We start from the raw sequence: 17,017 nt of genomic DNA on the forward strand, positions 1-17,017 counted from the left end.
CGACCGCCCGGCACACACCGGCGAGCGGATGAGCGCCTACGGGGAGCGGCCGTGGCTGGCGCTCTACCCCGAGGGCGCACCGTCCGGCATCGTCCCCGAACACGGCACGCTGCTGGAGATGTTCAGGGCGTCCGTCGAGCGCGCGCCCGGCACCGAGGCGATCCGCTACTTCGACGGCGTGCTCACGCTCGCCGACGTGGACGCCGCCTCCGACGCGCTCGCCGTCGCGCTCGCGGCGAACGGCTTCGTACGCGGGGACCGGCTCGCGGTGTACGTGCAGAACGACCCCGCCTTCGTCGTCGGACTGATCGCCGCGTGGAAGGCGGGCGGCTGCGCGGTCGCGGTCAATCCGATGAACAAGGCCCGCGAGGTGACGTATCTGCTCGCCGACTCCGGTGCGGCGGCGCTGCTCTGCCTGGACGAGCTCTACGACTCCGTCGCCCGCGACGTGATCGCCTCCGGCGAGACGCAGGTCCGCACCGTCGTCACCTGCTCGCCCCTGGACTGGCAGACGCGCCACGACCCCCGCCTCTTCGGCGGCGTGGACGGGACGGGCGCCGGCACCGCGGAAGGCCCGGTTCCGGCACGGTCCCCGCGCGCGGGCACGCTCGATCTGCTGTCCCTCGTCCGGGAGTTCGCCGGGCGCACGCCCGAACCGCACTCGCCGCGGCCGGAGGACGTCGCAGTCCTCACCTACACCTCCGGAACGACGGGCGTGCCCAAGGGCGCCATGAACACCCACGCGGGGATGGTCTTCAACACCTGCACCTACCGGGAGTGGATGGGCCTGAGCTCCGGCGACAGCATCCTCGGCGTCGCACCCCTCTTCCACATCACCGGCCTCATCGGTCATCTCACGCTCTCGCTGCTGCTGCCCTGCCCGCTGGTGCTGGCCCACCGCTTCCACCCGGGCGTCCTGCTCGACGCGCTCCGCGAGCACAGGCCGACGTTCACCGTCGGCGCGATCACGGCGTTCATCGCCCTCTCGACGGCGCCCGGAGTGCGGCGTGAGGACTTCTCCTCGCTGCGGGTCGTCTACTCCGGAGGCGCACCGGTGGCTCCCGCGGTCACCGAGCGGTTCCGGGAGCTCACGGGGCTGTACATCCACAACTGCTACGGCCTGACGGAGACCAACTCGCCGTCCCACGCCGTGCCGTTGCACACCGAGGCCCCCGTGGACCCGGCGTCGGGCGCGCTGTCGGTGGGGGTGCCGGTCTTCGACACCGTCGTACGCATCCTCGACGACGACGGCGCGGAGGTGCCGGCCGGCGAGGCGGGCGAGATCGCCACGCAGGGGCCGCAGGTCGTGCCCGGCTACTGGGGCAAGCCGGAGGCGACCGCCGAATCGCTGCCCGGCGGCGAACTGCGCACCGGCGACGTGGGGTTCATGGACGAGCGGGGCTGGTTCTACCTCGTCGACCGCAAGAAGGACATGATCAACGCCGCGGGTTACAAGGTGTGGCCGCGCGAGGTCGAGGACGTGCTGTACGGGCACCCCGCGGTCCGCGAGGCGGCGGTCGTCGGCGTCCCGGACGCCTACCGGGGCGAGACGGTGCGGGCGTTCGTGTCCCTCAAGGAGCCCGAACGGGAGCCCGCTGAGCGGCAGTCCGGGGAGCCGGCCGCGGAGGGCAGCGTCAGCGAGGCCGACCTCGTCGCCTGGTGCAGGGAGCGGATGGCGGCGTACAAGTACCCGAGGTCGGTCGTCTTCCTGGACGAGCTGCCGAAGACCTCGACCGGCAAGATCCTCCGGCGCGAACTCCGCGACGGTGCGGGCGGCGTGGGCGGTACGGACGACCGCTGATGCCCCTTCAGCGCGCGCTGTTCTGAAGGTTTTGGACATGGGTCCGCTGCGCGTGCTCGACGAGGGCGATCAACACCTCCTTCGCCGACTCCCGTTCGCGCGCGTCGCAGAGCACGACCGGCGTCTCCGGGTCCAGGTCGAGGGCGTGCCGGACGTCCTGGGAGGAGTAGACGTGCGCTCCCACGAAGCAGTTGACGGCGACCACGAACGGGATGCCGCGGCGCTCGAAGTAGTCGACGGCGGGGAAGCAGTCCTCCAGGCGCCGGGTGTCCGCGAGCACCGCGGCTCCGAGCGCCCCGTTGGCCAACTCGTCCCAGAGGAACCAGAACCGGTCCTGCCCGGGGGTGCCGAACAGATACAGCGACAGGGTGTCCTCGAAGGTGATGCGCCCGAAGTCCATGGCGACCGTTGTCGTCGTCTTGCGTTCGACGCCACCGAGATCGTCCACGGGGCGCCCGGCCTCGGTGAGCCTCTCCTCGGTGCGCAGCGGGCGGATCTCGCTCACCGCCCCGACGAAGGTCGTCTTGCCGACGCCGAAGCCGCCTGCCACGAGGATCTTCAACGACACGTAGGAACCGGCGGAGCGGCCGGGCCGTCGCTCGTCAGAGTGCACGGAGTCCATCGATCACGTCCCTGAGAATTCGTTCATCGGGCAGTCGAGCCGGGGCCAGCGGGCGGCCCACGCTGATGTGACCGGCGTCCAGCAGGTCGCCGAGCAGTACGCGTACGACGCCGACCGGCAGGTCCGAGTCGGACGCGACGTCGGCGACGGAGCGGGGGGCGACGCGGCACAGCGCGAGGATCGCGGCGTGCTCGGGCGTCTGGACCGGAGGAGCGTCCTCTCGGGCGTCCTCGGCGTGTATGACGGCGATCAGGTCGAAGGACTCGCTGGTGGGGCGGGCTCGGCCCGACGTCATCGCGAACAGCCGGACCAGCGGCCCGGCTTCGTCGTCGAACCACTCGGGACGCTCCGGCGGCGCCTCCGGCTGCGGACCGGCAGGCGCGCCGGGCGCCGCGGCCGCGCCGTCGCGCGAGCCGTCGTCGAACCAGCTCCTGGGGATCTCGCTCATGGCGATCCGGTCACTCCTGGACGGCCGGCGCGGGCACGGACTCCTCGGAGCGGGACGGCACCGCGAGGTGCTCGGCCACGCGCTTGACCAGCCGGGCCATCTCATAGGCGACCAGGCCCACATCGGCGTCGGCGTCCGTGAACAGGGACAGGCACGAGCCCTCCCCGGCGGCGGCGACGAAGAGGAAGCCGCCTTCCAGTTCGACCATGGTCTGCACGACCCGGCCCGCCTCGAAGTGGCTGCCGACTCCCTTGGCCAGGCTGTGGAAGCCCGAGGCGAGGGCGGCGAAGTGCTCGCCTCCGTCCCGCGTGAGGTCGGCTGAGGCTCCCACCGGCAGGCCGTCGCCGGAGAGCACGACCGCGTGTCTGACCTCCGGCACCCGGGAGACCAACTCGTCCAGTAGCCAGCTGAGTTCGCCGGTGCTTCCCATCGTCCCGGACATCAGGCGTCGTCTCCTCGTGACGGTGTCTCGTGCGACTCGTGTATCTCGTGCGTCTCGTGCGTCTCGTGCGTCTCGTGCGTCTGGTGGATCTCGGGTGCCGGGATCTCGTCTGCCTCGTGCGTCCCGCTCGCCGCGTCGGTCTCCGTGGGCTCCGGGTGCTCGTACGTCCGGGCGGGCTCGTACGTCTGGGCGGCGTCTGCGGGCTCGTACGCATGGGCCGGCCCGTCCGTCTCCCCGGGTCCGCCCGATCCCGCGTCTCCGTTCGCGCCGCGGCTGTCCGCGAGGCCTCCGCTGAGCCAACCGGTGCGAAGCGCCGTCATGGTGGCGCGCGCCCGCTCCGGCGACCTCCGGACCGCCGCGTCGCGCGCCATAGCGGCCGTGGAGTCCTGGGAGGCGGCGCCCGGCGGTGAGTCCGGCGGCCCGGGAGCGTCGCGCAGCTGCGGTGCGATGCTCGCCTGCCGTACGCGACGTGGCAGCGGAGCGGGCTCGCCCGGGGCGGCGGACGGCGTATCCGGCGAGGCGTGCTCCGGCGGCTCGGGGGCGGGTCCGTCACCGGCCGGCGCCGCCAGCGGACGGCGGCCGGACTTGAGCACGGTGCGCGACGTGCCGCCGCCCACCGCCGGACGGGCCATGTGTACGGAGGCGGCACGGCCCGCGCCCCCGCGCGACGAGACCCGCCGTGCGCGCAGAACCGAGGACTCCGCGGGCTCCCCGTTCCCGGGCGCGGGCCCGGGAACGGACTCGGACTCGGACTCGGACAACTCTCCGTGCTCCGCGCCGAGTTGCGCCGCCGGCACCTCCTTCTCCAGCAGTTCCTCCGGTATGAGCACGATGGCCGTCACGCCTCCGTACGCGGAACGCTGCAACGAGACCCGGACGTCCCGGCGGTGGGCGAGCCGGTTCACCACGAAGAGGCCGAGGCGTTCCGTGTCGAGCAGGTCGACCTGCGAGGCGTCGGCGATCTTCCGGTTGGCGTCTTCCAGGGACTCGCGGCTCATGCCCAGGCCCCGGTCCTCGATCTCCAGCGCGAGCCCGGTGCCGACCTGCTCGCCGCGCACCCGCACCTTGGTGTGGGGAGGCGAGAACACCACCGCGTTCTCGACGAGTTCGGCGACGAGATGGATGAGGTCCGCGACGGCTCCGCCGGAGACGCGTACGGACTCGTCGACGCGGACCTCGACCCGCGTGAAGTCCTCGACCTCGGCGACGGCCGCGCGTACGACGTCCAGCATCGGCACCGGCCTGCGCCAGCCCCGTACGGGCGCCGCGCCCGAGAGGATGATCAGGCTCTCCGCGTGACGGCGCATCCGCGTGGTGAGGTGATCGAGCCGGAAGAGATCCTCCAGCTCGGCCGGATCGTCGATCCGGCGCTCCATGGTGTCGAGCAGCCGGAGCTGCCGGTGCAGCAGCACCTGGCTGCGCCGTGCCAGCTTCACGTACACGCTGGAGATCCCGCTGAGCACCTCGGCGCGCTCCGCCGCGGCCTTGACGGCGGCCCTGTGCACGGCGTTGAGGGCGGATCCGACCTGCCCGATCTCGTCCTCTCCGCGCCGCTCGACCGGTGCCTCGGCATCGATGTCCACCGTCTCGCCCGCGTGCAGCCGCCGCAGCGACTGAGGGAGCCGGTGCCCCGCGAGTTCGAGGGCCGAATTGCGCATGCCGACCAGTTCGACGACCAGCCCCCGGCCGATCTGCATCGAGATCAGCAGCGACAGCAGCACACCGGCCAGGCCGAGAAGCACCGCGACACCGGAGCTGCCGATCACGTCGAAGGCGAACGGATCGGCCTTGCCGGCAGCGACGGTGCTCGCTTTCTTCTCCGCCTCGTGGAGATCCCGCATCACGGGCACGGCGGCCGCGTCCCACTTCACGGCGGAGACCGTCCGGGGAGTGCCGCCCGGTCCGGCGTCCTCGACCGCCCGCTCCATCCCGGCCATCCGCCCGTACGGAGCGCTGCCGAGAACGTCGCGGTAGGCGGCCCTGTCCGCCGGACGCAGATCGTCGACCGCGGACTCCAGCAGGGATCGCCGGGAGTACGCGGCCCCGACGAACGCGCGGTGGTCCGCCTTGCTCAGCCGCCCTCCGGCGAGCGATCCGCCGAGGACGGCGTCCTCGCGGGCCATCATCTCCCGGGCGCGGGAGAGCTCCTGGACCACGCGAGCCTCGGAGGCGACCGCGGCGTCCCCGTCGCGCTGTCCGGGTCCGGAGGGATCCGCGCCGGTCAGCGCGCCGCCGACGGCGAAGCCCCGGTCGATCGTCCCGGTGTACGCGCTGTATGCGTCGTCCCAGGAGGTCTTGTGCGCGGTCACGCCCTTCCGCAGGGACGGCAGTTTCCCGGCGGCCTCGGTCAACCGGTCGATTCTGGCCGGGAGTCCGGGGTCGAGCGCCGCGGTGTCGGTGCTGCCGGCCTCGACTCCGCGGCGGAGCCGGTCGGCGGCGGCCTCGGTGGCCTTGGCGCGGGTGTTCAGTACGCCGAGGCGCGAGTCGTCGGGGTTCGCCAAGTAGCGGGCGGCGGCGCCGCGTTCGGCCTGCACCGCCGTGATGTAGTCGTTCGCGGGGGCGAGGAGGCTGGCGCTGACCTCCTTGAAGCGGGAGAGGTCGGAGACGCTCTGCGCCGTGGTGACGGTGGCGAAGCCCCACAGCGCCATCAGCGAGACGACGGGCACCATCAGCAGCGAAACGATCTTCGCCCGTACCGACTTGGGACGCAGCCACGCCGGCACCGGTGACCGGCCCCGGCCGGGACGCGGGGCCTGCGGCTCGCGCATCGCGTGCCTCGGCCCGTCCTTCGGGGTCCGGGGCGGAGGCCTCTCCTCGTCATGGCTGCTGTCGGCGCTGACCGGCGCGCTGCCTGTACGCATGACTTCCTCGATCGTCGTGGGAGCGGAGCGAGTTCGCGGGGCGCCTGGTCAGGACGTCGAGCTATCGGTGGGCGGAAGACGAGAACGGAGAACGGGGACGGAAGACGGACAACGGGTGGCGGAAACTGGAGACAAGGGGACGCGGGCCGCGTCCGCGCGTCAGGGAACCGGGACTTCGACGCCGTGCGCCTCGACGTCGTGCAGCCGCCGTACGGCCGACTCGGCCTCCCTGCGCTGCTGCGCGGTCGGCGACAGCGCGACGAACGCCGAGGTGAGGAAGAGGAAGGAGCCGAGGACCACCGTGAGCGGGAAGATGAACTCCGTTGCGGTGGCGCCCGAAAGCACCTCCTGACCCGGCGAGAGCCGGACGCTCACGGCGGCCATGCCGGTGTAGTGCATGCTGCTGACGGCGAGCCCCATCACGAGCGAGGCAACGGTGGCGCCCGCCGTCCCGTGCACCGTGAGCGCGGCCCACAGCCCGGCGGTGGCGGCGACCACCGCGATCACCACGGACAGGCCCACCAGCACCGCGTCGTAGCCGACGTCGCCGTGCAGGCGCAGCGCGGCCATGCCGATGTAGTGCATGGCGGCGACCCCGACTCCGGTGCCCAGGCCGCCCATGAGCAGGTAGCGGGAGCGTGCGCGGCCGTGCCCGACGGTGAAGATCCCGGCGCCGACGACGAGTACGGCGACGAGGAGGCTGAGCACGGTGAGCGGTACGTCGTACCGGATCGCCGAGCCGGATACGCCGAAGCCGAGCATCGCGACGAAGTGCATGGTCCAGATGCCCGAGCCGATCGCGAGGGCGGCGGTCAGCAGCCAGTTGCGGCGCGAGCTGCCGGAGGCGGCGAGCCCCCGCACGGTGCAGCGCAGACCGAGGGCCGAGCCGACGCATGCCATCACGTATGACAGCAGCGGCGTCAGCCACCCATAGGTGAAGTGATGCATCTGTCCCACAGGGCTTCCTTCCGCAACGGCTGCTCTGGGGCGTCGGACGCTAACACAGGAATTTCACACCCGGCATGATTCCTTCCGCATTCAACGACACATGGGCACGATTACCGATTGGTATACCTTTGGTAACGACGCCCACGTGAGAACGCCCGCCAGGGTCACCGCGACTCCAGCCGGATTCCGAACTTGATTGCCGTGCAAGGGAGTTGGGGCAGACTCCGGCGACGTCTGGCGGCGTATCGCGAACCCCGGAAGGAAAGCTGACTTCCCGTCAGGAAATCCTCGGATTCCGATGGCAGGCACAGGCATCGACGCCGTCGTCCGATGCGGACGAATATCCATCGATGGCCGTCGATGCCCGTTGATGGAGACGAAAGGCGCTACTTGGGCGCATTGAGGGAATGGCGGACTCGATGCCCCTTATGCGCGCCGATGGGCGGTGGTCGGTCGCCGGGCGGCGGGCGGCGGGCGGCGGGCGGCGGGCGGCGGGCGGGCTCAGCGGGCCGGTGCGAGCACCACCCACACCTGGCCGCGCGCGAAGGGCAGCCGCTTGCCGTCGGCGTCCGTGAAGGTCGTGCCGCCCTTCGCCGAAGGACGCTTCCAGCGGGCCTCGAACTCCTTGCCGTCGCGCAGCACCAGCGCACGGCCCGAGCCCACCGTCTCGGTGAACGGGGTGATGCTGCCGGAGCTGTCGCCGAGTTCCGAATCGCGGATGCGCACGAACTGCACGACGACCGTGGCCGCCTCCAGCCGCCCGTCGTCCGTCGTACGGGCCGGGGCGCCGTCCATCGACACCAGCCAGCGCCGCTTGTCCGGCGACCAGTCGAAGGCGTAGCGCGCGGCCGGGAAGCGGATGCTGCGGCCCTTGGTCTTCCGGCCGCCGTCCGGCTCGGCGCCGAATCGGAAGCCGATGTCGCCGGGCGCGCCCACGTCGGAGGCGGCGTCCGAGGACAACGCGCGGCTCGGACGCAGATAGAGGTTGTGCGGGGCGGGACGGTCCCCTTTACGTACGTACGCCTCCCGCACCCGGCCCGGGAAGAGCGCCGCCAGCGGCGCGGACTCCACCTTGGAGCGCAGCTTGGACTGGACGCCGGAGTAGGCGAGGCCCGGATGGTCGAACTGCCGCAGCAGCTCCAGGTCGGACTCGCGAGCGCTGCGCACCGGTCCGACGAGCGGGGGCAGACGGGAGGCGAAGACGGCCATGATGCGGGTGAGCCCGGCCTCGACCTGCTCGACGTAGACGATGTCGGCCTTCTGCAAGCCGGTGTGCGGGCGCGCGGCCTCCACGTTGTCGATCTTCACCGCGAGCACCTTGTCTCCGGCGTTCATGCGGCCGGTGAACGGCGAGCGCTTCCCCTCGCCACCGCCGCCGCCTCCACCACCCCCGCCGCCGTTGCCGTTCCCCGAGTCGCAGGCCGCCGCCAGCAGCGACAGCCCGGCCGTCACCAGCACGGCCCGGCGCGATCCCGTCCACTCCATGGCGCCCGCCTCCTTCTCTGCGCGCTTTCGCATGAGCGTTCCACGCGGAGGCACGCGCACGGCACCCGGCGAACGAGAAATGTCCGTATGGGCTCTCCGACCCACACCGGCGGGCCGGCCTCCTGCCGGGCTCACTCCGCCGTGGCGGCGGTCAATTGCCGTACCGGGCACCGCCGTTGATCTGCACGATCTGGCCCGTCACATGGGCCGCGCCGGGCGACGCCAGCCAGTTGACCGTTTCCGCGACATCCTCCGGCGTGCCCGTCCGGCCCGTGACGGTCTGCGCGACCAGCGCCTTCTGCCGCTCCCGGGTCATGCGGTCGCCGAAGAAGCCCGTCGCCTCGATGTAGCCGGGCGCCACCGCGTTGACCGTGGCACCGTGCGGGCCCAGCCGTCCCGCGAGGTCGTAGACGTACGGGTGCAGCGCCGCCTTCGCCGCGGCATACGAGCCCGTACCGGAACCGCGGTACGCCGCGATGGAGCTGAGCATCACGACCCTGCGGCCCGGCTCCCCGAGCAGCCCGGCGAGCGCCTCGGTGAGAAGGACGGCGGTGAGCACGTTGGACTCGAAGTTCGACCGCCAGAACCACTCGACGCCCGCGAGCCCGCCGGGTGCCTCCTCCCTGCCGGGGGCGTACTCGGCGTTGCCGCCCGCGTTGTTGACCAGCACGTCGACGCGGCCGTAGCGGGCGGCGGCCTCGTCGCGCACGCGCTGCGCCTCCTCCGGGACGGTGAGGTCCGCGGCGAGGGTCCCGACCTCGCCGGGCACGACGCCGCCGGCCGAGGTGCCCTTCGCGATGCCCTCCATGACGGCCGCCCCGACGGCCTCGGCGGCCTGGCGCAGCACCGCTTCGCGGCGGCCGACGAGCAGCACCCGGTCGCCGTCCGCGGCGAACCGCTGCGCGACGGCCCGGCCGATGCCCGTACCGCCGCCGCTGACGATCACAACCCTGTCCATCCCGGGATCCTCCGCTGATGCTCGACTGCACTCCTCGACTGCGCTGCCGCCGCACACTACGACGGACCCCCGCACCGGCGTCCGGTTGCGGGGGCCCGTCGCGTCGGGTGAGAGTGCGCGCTCAGCCGCCCACGTGCGCCTTGCGCAGCGCCGCGATGTCGAGCTTCTTCATCGAGAGCATCGCCTCCGTCGCCCTCTTGGCCTTCTCCGGGTCGGGGTCGGCCACCATCGAGACGAACTCCGTGGGCACGACCTGCCACGAGAGCCCGTACTTGTCCTTCAGCCAGCCGCAGGCGACCTCCTGGCCGCCGTCCTCGGTGAGCCGGTTCCAGTAGTAGTCGACTTCGTCCTGGTCCTCGCAGTCGATCTGGAAGGAGACGGCCTCGTTGAACGTGAACTCCGGGCCGCCGTTCAGCCCCACGAACCGCTGCCCGTTGATCTCGAATTCGACCGTCACGACCGACCCGGCCGGGCCCGGCCCGGCCTCGGTGTAGCGTGCGGTCCTTCCCAGCTTGGAATTCTTGAACACGGAGATGTAGAACTCCGCCGCCTCTTCTGCCTGCCCGTCGAACCACAGACATGTGGTGAAGCCGTCGCCGGCCATCGCTGCCTCCCCATTCGAGTTCCTGTGCCTGTACCGACCGGCCCCGGGCGGAGAACTCATCGCATCGGCGGCGGTGTCTACCGGTGCTCGGGGTTCTCGTGGTCGCGGCGGCACCCCGCGTCCCAGGCGCTGCGCTGGTTGCCGTAGGCGGGCACGCCGCCCGCGTCCTTCAGCATCCGGGCCAGGTGCAGCAGGTTCCACGTCATGAAGGTGGCGTTGCGGTTGGTGAAGGTGTTCTCCGGGCCGCCGGAGCCGGGGTCCAGATAGGACGGGCCGGGCCCTGCCTCACCGACCCAGCCCGCGTCGGCCTGCGGCGGGATGGTGTAGCCGAGGTGCTGGAGGCTGTAGAGGACGTTCATGGCGCAGTGCTTGGCGCCGTCCTCGTTGCCGGTGATGAGGCAGCCCCCGACCCGCCCGTAGTACGAGTACTGCCCGCGGTCGTTGAGAAGGCTGGAGCACGAGTACAGACGCTCGATGACGCGTTTCATGACGGAGCTGTTGTCACCGAGCCAGATGGGCCCGGCCAGCACGAGGACGTCGGCGGCCAGCACCTGCTCGTACAGGCCCGGCCAGGCGTCGCTCTGCCAGCCGTGCTCCGTCATGTCCGGCCAGACGCCCGTCGCGATGTCGTGGTCCACGGCTCTGATCTCGTCCACCCGTACGCCCTGCTCGGTCATGATGCGGACGCAGCGGCCGATGAGGCCTTCGGTGTTGCTCCGCGCCGGTGATCGCTTGAGCGTGCAGTTGAAGACCAGGGCGCGCAGGTCGTCGTAGCGCGCGGGCGGCGGCTTCTCGGCCTGCTCTGCCTCGCCGGGGGCGGCGGACGCGTTCACATGCACTCCTTCAGGGCGGTCGGTGACGGTCCGGGGCCGGCTCCGGGCCCGCACCGCCGGACAGCGGGCGAGGGCCGCGGAGCGCGCCCCGTGCCAGGTCCTCTCGGGTCAGTGGCGCGTGCGCACGCGGGCCGTGTCCGTGCTCGGCTCGTACTCGGCGGTCCCGGGGAAGGACGCGCGATAGCCCTCGGAGCGCAGCTCGTCGTAGAGGCGGTCGATCTCCGTACGGCTGCCGCTGACGGTGGCGTCGCACCGGGCCACCGCGTTCCGTCCGGTGACGTTCCGTCCGGTGACCGCCCGGCACAGCTGCTTGGTCCGCGAGACGTTGCCGAAGCGGACGGTCTTGCCCGCGAGCGGCCTGCCGTCCGCGCTCAGCCTGGCGGAGAGTCCCCTCACCTCCAGGACCGGCGGATCGGAACGGCGTTCCACGGTGGCGGGCCGTGCTTCGAGCCGCGTGCGGACGGCCCGCTGCACCACGAGTCCGACGGGGGTGGTCAGACCGGCGAACGGGACGGTGGTCTGCGAGCCGCCGCGCAGGGGCACCTTCACGACCCGGTCGTTGCCGAAGTCCGAGACGAAGAGGTCGCGTCCGCGGTCGAGCGCCAGCCCCGAGGGGCTCGACAGGCCGGTGGTGGGCACGGTCGCCTGCCCGCCGCCACCGTTCGCCGGCACCCGCACCACCCGGTTGTTGCCGGAGTCGGAGACGTAGAGCCGGTGGCGTCGCGCGTCGAGTGCCAGGCCGGTCGGCTGCGAGAGGCCGGTGGTGGGCACCGTCGTCTGGCCGCCGCCACCCGTCGCCGGGACCCTCACCACGCGGTCGTTGACGAAGTCCGCGATGTAGAGCCTGTTCTGCCTCTCGTCGAGCGCCAGGCCCTCCGGGTGGAGAAGGCCGGTCGTGGGCACGGTCGTCTGCTCTCCGCCGCCCGCGGGCACCTTCACCACGCGGTCGTTGAAGCTGTCGGCGATGTAGAGGTCTCCGGACCTGCTGAGTGCCAGCCCGAGCGGACGCAGCAGCCCCTCCGTGGGGACGGTCGTCTGCTCGCCGTCCGCGGACACCTTCACGATCCTGCTGTTGAAGGTGTCGGAGATGTAGAGGGCGCCGGAGCGGTCGAGAGCCATGTACGTCGGCCGGGTCAGGCCCGAGGTGGGCACAGTCGTCTGTCTTCCGCTGCGGAGGCGGAGCTTCAGCACGTCGTTGGCGGTGTAGTCGCTGACGTACAGGGACGCCCTGCCGGTCCCGGATCCGCCGGGACGGGGCGCGTCGGTGGCGGGCGCCCCGGTGGTACCCGTGGCTCCGGTGCCGGGCGCCGGGGCCGCGGAGGCGAGCCCGGCCGTGCACAGCACGAGGATCGCGGTCATGACGGTGGCGCGGCGCCACGAACTGCCGCGCCACGGAAGGCGTTCGCGCAACGACAGCCGCCCGGCGCGAGGCTGCCGGGAGGACCGGGGCGGCTTTCGCCGATGCTCGTCGGCGGGACGGTCGGGGAGTGAGAAGCGGCTCATGAACACCCACCTGTTCTGGGCTGCCGGCCTGCGCCGTACGGCCCGAGGAGACGGCGGGCGCACCCGCATCGCATGGAGACGAAGGGAGCGCCGTTGACGTGACGGGCCGTCACCGTGCGGCGCCGGGATCGCGCCGGGCCGCACCGCGCGGATCGGTCCGTCGGTGGCGACACTAGGAAGCCGCTCACGCGTCGCGAGGCGCACCACGCCAGGCCGCGCCGCCCTCCACCCGAAGGACGGGGAGGCCGTGCGGGAGGGCGGGGCGACGGCGTCCGGCGAAACATGACGGGACAGCGGGGCGGAAGGGGCGGGGCGGGGCGGGAGCAGCGGACTGGACAGGCGCGTGGTGTGCGCGTGTAGTGTGTGTATACAGGCTGTATGCAAGGAATCTGTTGCAGGGAATCGAGCATGCAGGAGAACCACCACGGGGCGGCGCCCAGGCCGGACAGCGCGTCCCCGGTGCAGGCCGGGCGCGGACGACGCCGGCGGGGAGGCTGACCGTGACATCCGGACGTGAGAAGGCGTACGCGTTCCTCAAGGAGACCGTGCTCACCGACCCCGAGATGCAGGGCGAGTTCCTGTCCGAGCAGACGATCGCCGACCGCGTCGGGATCTCCCGTACCCCCATCCGCGAGGCGCTGCTGCTGCTCGCCGCCGAGGAGCTCGTCAGCCTCGTCCCGAAGCGGGGCGCCTACATCGCGCCGCTCTCCGGCCGGGAGATCAGCGAACTCATGGAGATGCGCGCCCTGTTGGAGCGCCACGCCGCCAGCCGTACGGTCGAGGCCGGCACCGCGCCGGTCGCCGAGATGGACCGGATCCTGGCGGAGCAGGAGAAGCTGCGCGGCGGCGAGAAGGCCAAGGAGTTCATCGAGGCCGACCACCGCTTCCACGCCACGCTCGTCGCGGCCGCGGGCAACAAGCTGATGGCGAAGCAGTACGAGGCGCTGCGCAGCCGCCAGGTCCGGGCGGGCGTGAGCGCCCTCTACCGCGCCTCCGGACGCCAGGACGAGGTCTGCGTCGAACACCGCAGCATCGTCACGGCGTTGGCGGCCGAGCGCGCGGACCTCGCGTGTGCCGCGATCGACGACCACATCGCGGCCACGCGTCGCATCCTCACCGAGGGCTGACGGGCCGCGGCGCCCCCCGGAACGCCCGCTGGAGCCCGTCCGTCAGAGCCTGCGGTTGTCCAGGACGGCCACGGCACGGCGGACCTCGGCGACCTCGTCCGCGTCCACGTCCGCCACCACCAACTCGGGCTTCTCCCCGGCCTCTTCGCGCACCCGCCCGTCCGGCCCGACGAGCACGCTGTGCCCGATGCCGGTGGGCGCCTTCGTGGGCTGCCGGATGTCCGCGTCCGGGCCGGGCGGCGCCTGACCGACCGCCGCCACCCAGATCGTGGCGTCCAACGCGCGTGCCCTGGTGAGCAGTTGCCAGTGATCCAGCTTGGACGGTCCGGCGCCCCAGGACGTGGGCAGCACGGTCAGCACGGCGCCCTCGTCGGCGTGCGCGCGGAAGAGTTCGGGGAAGCGGACGTCGTAGCAGGTCGCGAGGCCGACACGGACTCCCGCGACATCGACGGTGACGACCTTCTCGCCCGGCGCGACGGTGTCCGACTCGGAGAAGCCGAACGCGTCGTACAGATGGATCTTGTCGTACGCGGTGTCCACGTCGGGACCGGTGGCCAGCAGGGTGTTGGCGACGCGGCCGTCGGCGGAGGGCGTGAACATGCCTGCCACCACGGTGAGTCCGTGGCGGCGGGCGCTCTCGCGCACACCGTCCGCCCACGGCCCGTCCAGCGGCTCGGCGACCGGCGCGAGCGGGATGCCGAAGCGGGCCATCGCCGCCTCGGGGAAGACGGCGAGCTGAGCGCCCTCCTCGGCTGCCTGCGCGGCCATGGAGTCGATGGTGCGCAGATTCTCCTCGGGGTCGGTGGAGGCGGTGAACTGGCACATCGCCGTACGGAGCGTGGTCACAGCCTGTCTCCTCTCGGCAGGTCGTCGGTCGTGCGGTCGAACGGGTCGAGGGCCGGGGGCAGGGGCCGAAAACGGGAACGGGGAAGGGGACTGGGACGGAGACGGGGCCGCCTCACCGCGACTTCGCGGCGTACGACGAAGGCGCCGCATCCGAGCCGGCCACGCGGCCGGGGCCGCCGTCGAACCGCTTGGTGTACTCCTCGTCCTCCGCGTGGTCCGCGTCCCGTCCCAGCAGCACACCCGTCACCGTAAGCACTGCGGTGAGGACGATGTACCCCGCGAGCGGCAGCCATGTGCCGAACTCACCGAGCAGCGCCGTGAAGATCAGCGGAGCGACGGCGCCGCCGATGACCCCCGCCAGCGTGTACGCGAGCGAGGAGCCGGTGTAGCGCAGCCTCGGGCTGAACTGCTCGGCGACGAAGGCGGCTTGCGGACCGTAGAGCATCGAGTGGATGACGAGCGCGCCGATGACGCCCAGCACGACCAGCAGCCACGACCGGGTCTCGGCGAGCGGGAAGAAGACGAACGGCCAGATGCCCGCCGCGACGGCCGCCCCCAGATACAGGCGCCGGCGGTTCCAGCGGTCGGAGAGCGCACCGGCGAGCGGGATGAGGAAGATCTGGAGTCCGGAGCCGATGAGTACCGCGGTGAGGGCCTGGCCCTGCGGCATGCCCAGCTCCTCGGTGACGTACGTCAGGACGAAGACGGTGAACATCGCGTACAGCACGTCCGGCGCGACGCGGGAGAGTATCGCGGCGATCAGCGGCCTGCGCTGCTGCGCGAAGACCTCGCGGACCGGCGCCTCCGGGCGGTCGCCGCCCGCCTCGACGGCCTTGAAGACCGGCGTCTCCTCAAGGTGCGTGCGGACCCACAGGCCGAAGGCGACCAGCACGCCCGAGAACAGGAACGCGATGCGCCAGCCGAACGAGAGGAACTGCTGCTCCGTCAGCATCGCGCCGAGCGCGGCGAGGGCCCCGTTGGCCATGAGGTTGCCGACGGGCGGGCCGACCTGCGCCGCCGAGGCCCAGAAGCCGCGCCGCCTCGTACTGCCGAACTCGCTGGTGAGCAGCACGGCGCCGCCCCACTCGCCGCCGACGCCCACGCCCTGGGCGAACCGCAGCAGCACCAGCAGGGCCGGCGCGACGGGACCGGCGACGGCGTGGGTGGGGAGGAGTCCGATGAGGAAGGTGGCGACGCCGACGAGCACGAGGGTGGCGACGAGGACGCGCTTGCGGCCGATGACGTCGCCGAGGCGCCCGAAGACGAAGCCGCCGAGCGGACGTGAGACGTAGCCGACCGCGTATGTGGAGAAGGCGAGGAGCGTTCCGGTGAGCGGGTCGCCGGACGGGAAGAAGAGCTTGCCGAAGACCAGCGCGGACGCCGCCGAGTAGACGGCGAAGTCGTACCACTCGAGCGAGGTGCCGGTGAGGCTGGCGGTGAACGCCTTCAGCAGGTCCTTGCGGTGCGCAGGGTTCGTGCCGCCCGGGCCTTCGCCGGGGACGGCGGGTGCGGCGGGGCCGTCCGCCTGGCCGCCGTGCGGGCCGGGCTCCTCCGCTGCCGCCTGGTGCGACGTGTTGTGGTCCACGGGGCTTCCTCACGATCGGGTGCCTTTTGGTACGTGGGCATACTTGCTGTATACAGCTCGTATGCGCAACCCTCGGGGCGCGGAATTTACCCCTGTGAAATCGAGCTCGACCTGGAGGAATCCCCATGACCGGCCTCTCCTTCACGCTGTCCGACGGCACGCGGCGCACCGTGACCGTGAAGCGTCTGCTCAACGCCGGGTACGCGGGCCGCAGTCAGGAGGACGTGGCCGCGCACGTCGCGGAGCTGGCCGAGCTGGGAGTGCCCGCCCCGTCCACGACCCCGGCGCTCTACCCCGTCTCGCCCTACCTCGCGCAGCAGACCGGCACGGTCGCGGTGCAGCACGGGAAGACCTCCGGCGAGGCCGAGTGGGCGCTCGTCGTCGACGACACCGGAGATCTGCTGCTGACGGCGGCCTGCGACCACACCGACCGCGAGCTGGAGACGTACGGCGTGGCATGGAGCAAGAACGCCGCGCCGGACGTGCTCGCGACGAGCGCGTGGCGGCTGGCCGAGGTCGCCGGCCGCGTCGACGGCCTCACGCTCCGCGCCTGGGTGAGCGGCGGCCCGGGCGGCACCGAGGGCGCCGGCGGCTCCGGTGAGGGCGGGGAGCAGCTCATCCAGGACGGCACCGCGGCCGATCTGCTCACCCCGCACCACTGGGCCGAAGTGCTGCGTGAGCGGGGCGAGTTGGAGCCCGGAACCGTGCTGATCTCCGGGACGATCCCGATGGTGCACGGCGTCGACCAGTTCGCCGCGCACTGGCGAGTGCAGCTGGCCGACCCGGCCACGGGGCGCGAGCTCTCGCTGGCCTACGACGTCGTGCCCATGCCCGAGCCCATCGGCTGAGCGCCCGGCGCGGCCCCGGCGCCGCGGCCGCCCCCGAGGTCCCGGCCGCGGCCGTCGCGGCTCTCGCGGTTCCCGCGCTCCCCGCCCCGGGGCCCTCCGTCCCTGC

General features: G+C 72.2%; 15 protein-coding genes. 3 read left to right on the forward strand and 12 right to left on the reverse strand.

Annotated features, from left to right (window positions below; genetic code table 11):
• Window positions 1-28 precede the first annotated feature (28 nt).
• Window positions 29-1,801, forward strand: coding sequence for an AMP-binding protein (locus tag QQM67_RS22545; RefSeq protein WP_314175843.1), 1,773 nt, complete (start codon window positions 29-31; stop codon window positions 1,799-1,801).
• 7 nt (window positions 1,802-1,808) lie between these two features.
• Here the strand turns inward: QQM67_RS22545 and QQM67_RS22550 are convergent, their stop codons facing one another.
• The 10 genes from QQM67_RS22550 to QQM67_RS22595 all read right to left on the reverse strand — a co-directional run bounded on the left by QQM67_RS22550 (window position 1,809) and on the right by QQM67_RS22595 (window position 12,505).
• A complete protein-coding gene (locus QQM67_RS22550) occupies window positions 1,809-2,423 on the reverse strand; it encodes a GTP-binding protein (RefSeq protein ID WP_314175844.1) in 615 nt (204 codons plus the stop codon).
• Window positions 2,404-2,871, reverse strand: a complete 468-nt coding sequence (locus QQM67_RS22555; protein ID WP_314175845.1) for a DUF742 domain-containing protein — start codon at window positions 2,869-2,871, stop codon at window positions 2,404-2,406. Before QQM67_RS22555 ends, QQM67_RS22550 begins: the two co-directional genes overlap by 20 nt.
• 10 nt (window positions 2,872-2,881) lie before the next feature.
• Complete coding sequence (locus tag QQM67_RS22560; RefSeq protein ID WP_314175846.1) at window positions 2,882-3,313, reverse strand: roadblock/LC7 domain-containing protein; 432 nt, start codon at window positions 3,311-3,313, stop codon at window positions 2,882-2,884.
• Window positions 3,313-6,174 (reverse strand): sensor histidine kinase, encoded by a 2,862-nt coding sequence (locus tag QQM67_RS22565; protein ID WP_314175847.1) that lies wholly within the window; start codon window positions 6,172-6,174, stop codon window positions 3,313-3,315. The genes QQM67_RS22560 and QQM67_RS22565 overlap by 1 nt, the downstream gene beginning before the upstream one ends.
• A 159-nt stretch (window positions 6,175-6,333) precedes the next feature.
• A complete protein-coding gene (locus tag QQM67_RS22570) occupies window positions 6,334-7,131 on the reverse strand; it encodes an MHYT domain-containing protein (RefSeq protein WP_314175848.1) in 798 nt (265 codons plus the stop codon).
• Between the two features lie 492 nt (window positions 7,132-7,623).
• On the reverse strand, window positions 7,624-8,640 hold the full coding sequence (locus QQM67_RS22575) for a DUF3048 domain-containing protein (protein WP_314175849.1): 1,017 nt from the start codon (window positions 8,638-8,640) through the stop codon (window positions 7,624-7,626).
• A 118-nt stretch (window positions 8,641-8,758) separates the two neighbouring features.
• Window positions 8,759-9,565: an SDR family NAD(P)-dependent oxidoreductase gene (locus QQM67_RS22580; RefSeq protein ID WP_314175850.1), complete on the reverse strand. Its 807-nt coding sequence runs from the start codon at window positions 9,563-9,565 to the stop codon at window positions 8,759-8,761.
• A gap of 121 nt (window positions 9,566-9,686) precedes the next feature.
• The gene (locus QQM67_RS22585; protein WP_314175851.1) at window positions 9,687-10,169 is read right to left on the reverse strand and encodes a VOC family protein; all 483 of its coding nucleotides are present in this window, start codon (window positions 10,167-10,169) and stop codon (window positions 9,687-9,689) included.
• A 77-nt stretch (window positions 10,170-10,246) separates the two neighbouring features.
• On the reverse strand, window positions 10,247-11,002 hold the full coding sequence (locus QQM67_RS22590) for a flavodoxin family protein (protein ID WP_314175852.1): 756 nt from the start codon (window positions 11,000-11,002) through the stop codon (window positions 10,247-10,249).
• A 108-nt stretch (window positions 11,003-11,110) separates the two neighbouring features.
• On the reverse strand, window positions 11,111-12,505 hold the full coding sequence (locus tag QQM67_RS22595) for an NHL repeat-containing protein (protein ID WP_314175853.1): 1,395 nt from the start codon (window positions 12,503-12,505) through the stop codon (window positions 11,111-11,113).
• A gap of 500 nt (window positions 12,506-13,005) precedes the next feature.
• On the opposite strand from QQM67_RS22595, the gene QQM67_RS22600 reads away from it, so the two are divergent.
• Window positions 13,006-13,632 (forward strand): GntR family transcriptional regulator, encoded by a 627-nt coding sequence (locus QQM67_RS22600; protein WP_314175854.1) that lies wholly within the window; start codon window positions 13,006-13,008, stop codon window positions 13,630-13,632.
• A gap of 42 nt (window positions 13,633-13,674) precedes the next feature.
• On the opposite strand, the gene QQM67_RS22605 is transcribed toward QQM67_RS22600, so the two are convergent.
• Together QQM67_RS22605 and QQM67_RS22610 are read right to left on the reverse strand one after the other, a co-directional pair.
• Window positions 13,675-14,478, reverse strand: coding sequence for a carbon-nitrogen hydrolase family protein (locus QQM67_RS22605; RefSeq protein ID WP_314175855.1), 804 nt, complete (start codon window positions 14,476-14,478; stop codon window positions 13,675-13,677).
• 112 nt (window positions 14,479-14,590) lie between these two features.
• The gene (locus tag QQM67_RS22610; RefSeq protein ID WP_314176185.1) at window positions 14,591-15,928 is read right to left on the reverse strand and encodes an MFS transporter; all 1,338 of its coding nucleotides are present in this window, start codon (window positions 15,926-15,928) and stop codon (window positions 14,591-14,593) included.
• 260 nt (window positions 15,929-16,188) lie between these two features.
• Between QQM67_RS22610 and QQM67_RS22615 the strand changes: the two genes are divergently transcribed.
• On the forward strand, window positions 16,189-16,911 hold the full coding sequence (locus tag QQM67_RS22615; protein WP_314175856.1) for a DUF2848 domain-containing protein: 723 nt from the start codon (window positions 16,189-16,191) through the stop codon (window positions 16,909-16,911).
• Window positions 16,912-17,017 lie beyond the last annotated feature (106 nt).

The organism is Streptomyces winkii, assembly GCF_032248595.1.
Classification (GTDB): domain Bacteria; phylum Actinomycetota; class Actinomycetes; order Streptomycetales; family Streptomycetaceae; genus Streptomyces; species Streptomyces winkii.

Excerpts from the sequence above, each read along its gene's own strand:
- QQM67_RS22575 (WP_314175849.1), bottom strand. The coding sequence starts at position 8,640 with ATGCGAAAGCGCGCAGAGAAGGAGGCGGGCGCCATGGAGTGGACGGGA.
- QQM67_RS22585 (WP_314175851.1), bottom strand. The coding sequence starts at position 10,169 with ATGGCCGGCGACGGCTTCACCACATGTCTGTGGTTCGACGGGCAGGCA.
- QQM67_RS22555 (WP_314175845.1), bottom strand. The coding sequence starts at position 2,871 with ATGAGCGAGATCCCCAGGAGCTGGTTCGACGACGGCTCGCGCGACGGC.
- QQM67_RS22550 (WP_314175844.1), bottom strand. The coding sequence starts at position 2,423 with ATGGACTCCGTGCACTCTGACGAGCGACGGCCCGGCCGCTCCGCCGGT.
- QQM67_RS22580 (WP_314175850.1), bottom strand. The coding sequence starts at position 9,565 with ATGGACAGGGTTGTGATCGTCAGCGGCGGCGGTACGGGCATCGGCCGG.
- QQM67_RS22595 (WP_314175853.1), bottom strand. The coding sequence starts at position 12,505 with ATGAGCCGCTTCTCACTCCCCGACCGTCCCGCCGACGAGCATCGGCGA.
- QQM67_RS22565 (WP_314175847.1), bottom strand. The coding sequence starts at position 6,174 with ATGCGTACAGGCAGCGCGCCGGTCAGCGCCGACAGCAGCCATGACGAG.
- QQM67_RS22560 (WP_314175846.1), bottom strand. The coding sequence starts at position 3,313 with ATGTCCGGGACGATGGGAAGCACCGGCGAACTCAGCTGGCTACTGGAC.
- QQM67_RS22545 (WP_314175843.1), top strand. The coding sequence starts at position 29 with ATGAGCGCCTACGGGGAGCGGCCGTGGCTGGCGCTCTACCCCGAGGGC.
- QQM67_RS22615 (WP_314175856.1), top strand. The coding sequence starts at position 16,189 with ATGACCGGCCTCTCCTTCACGCTGTCCGACGGCACGCGGCGCACCGTG.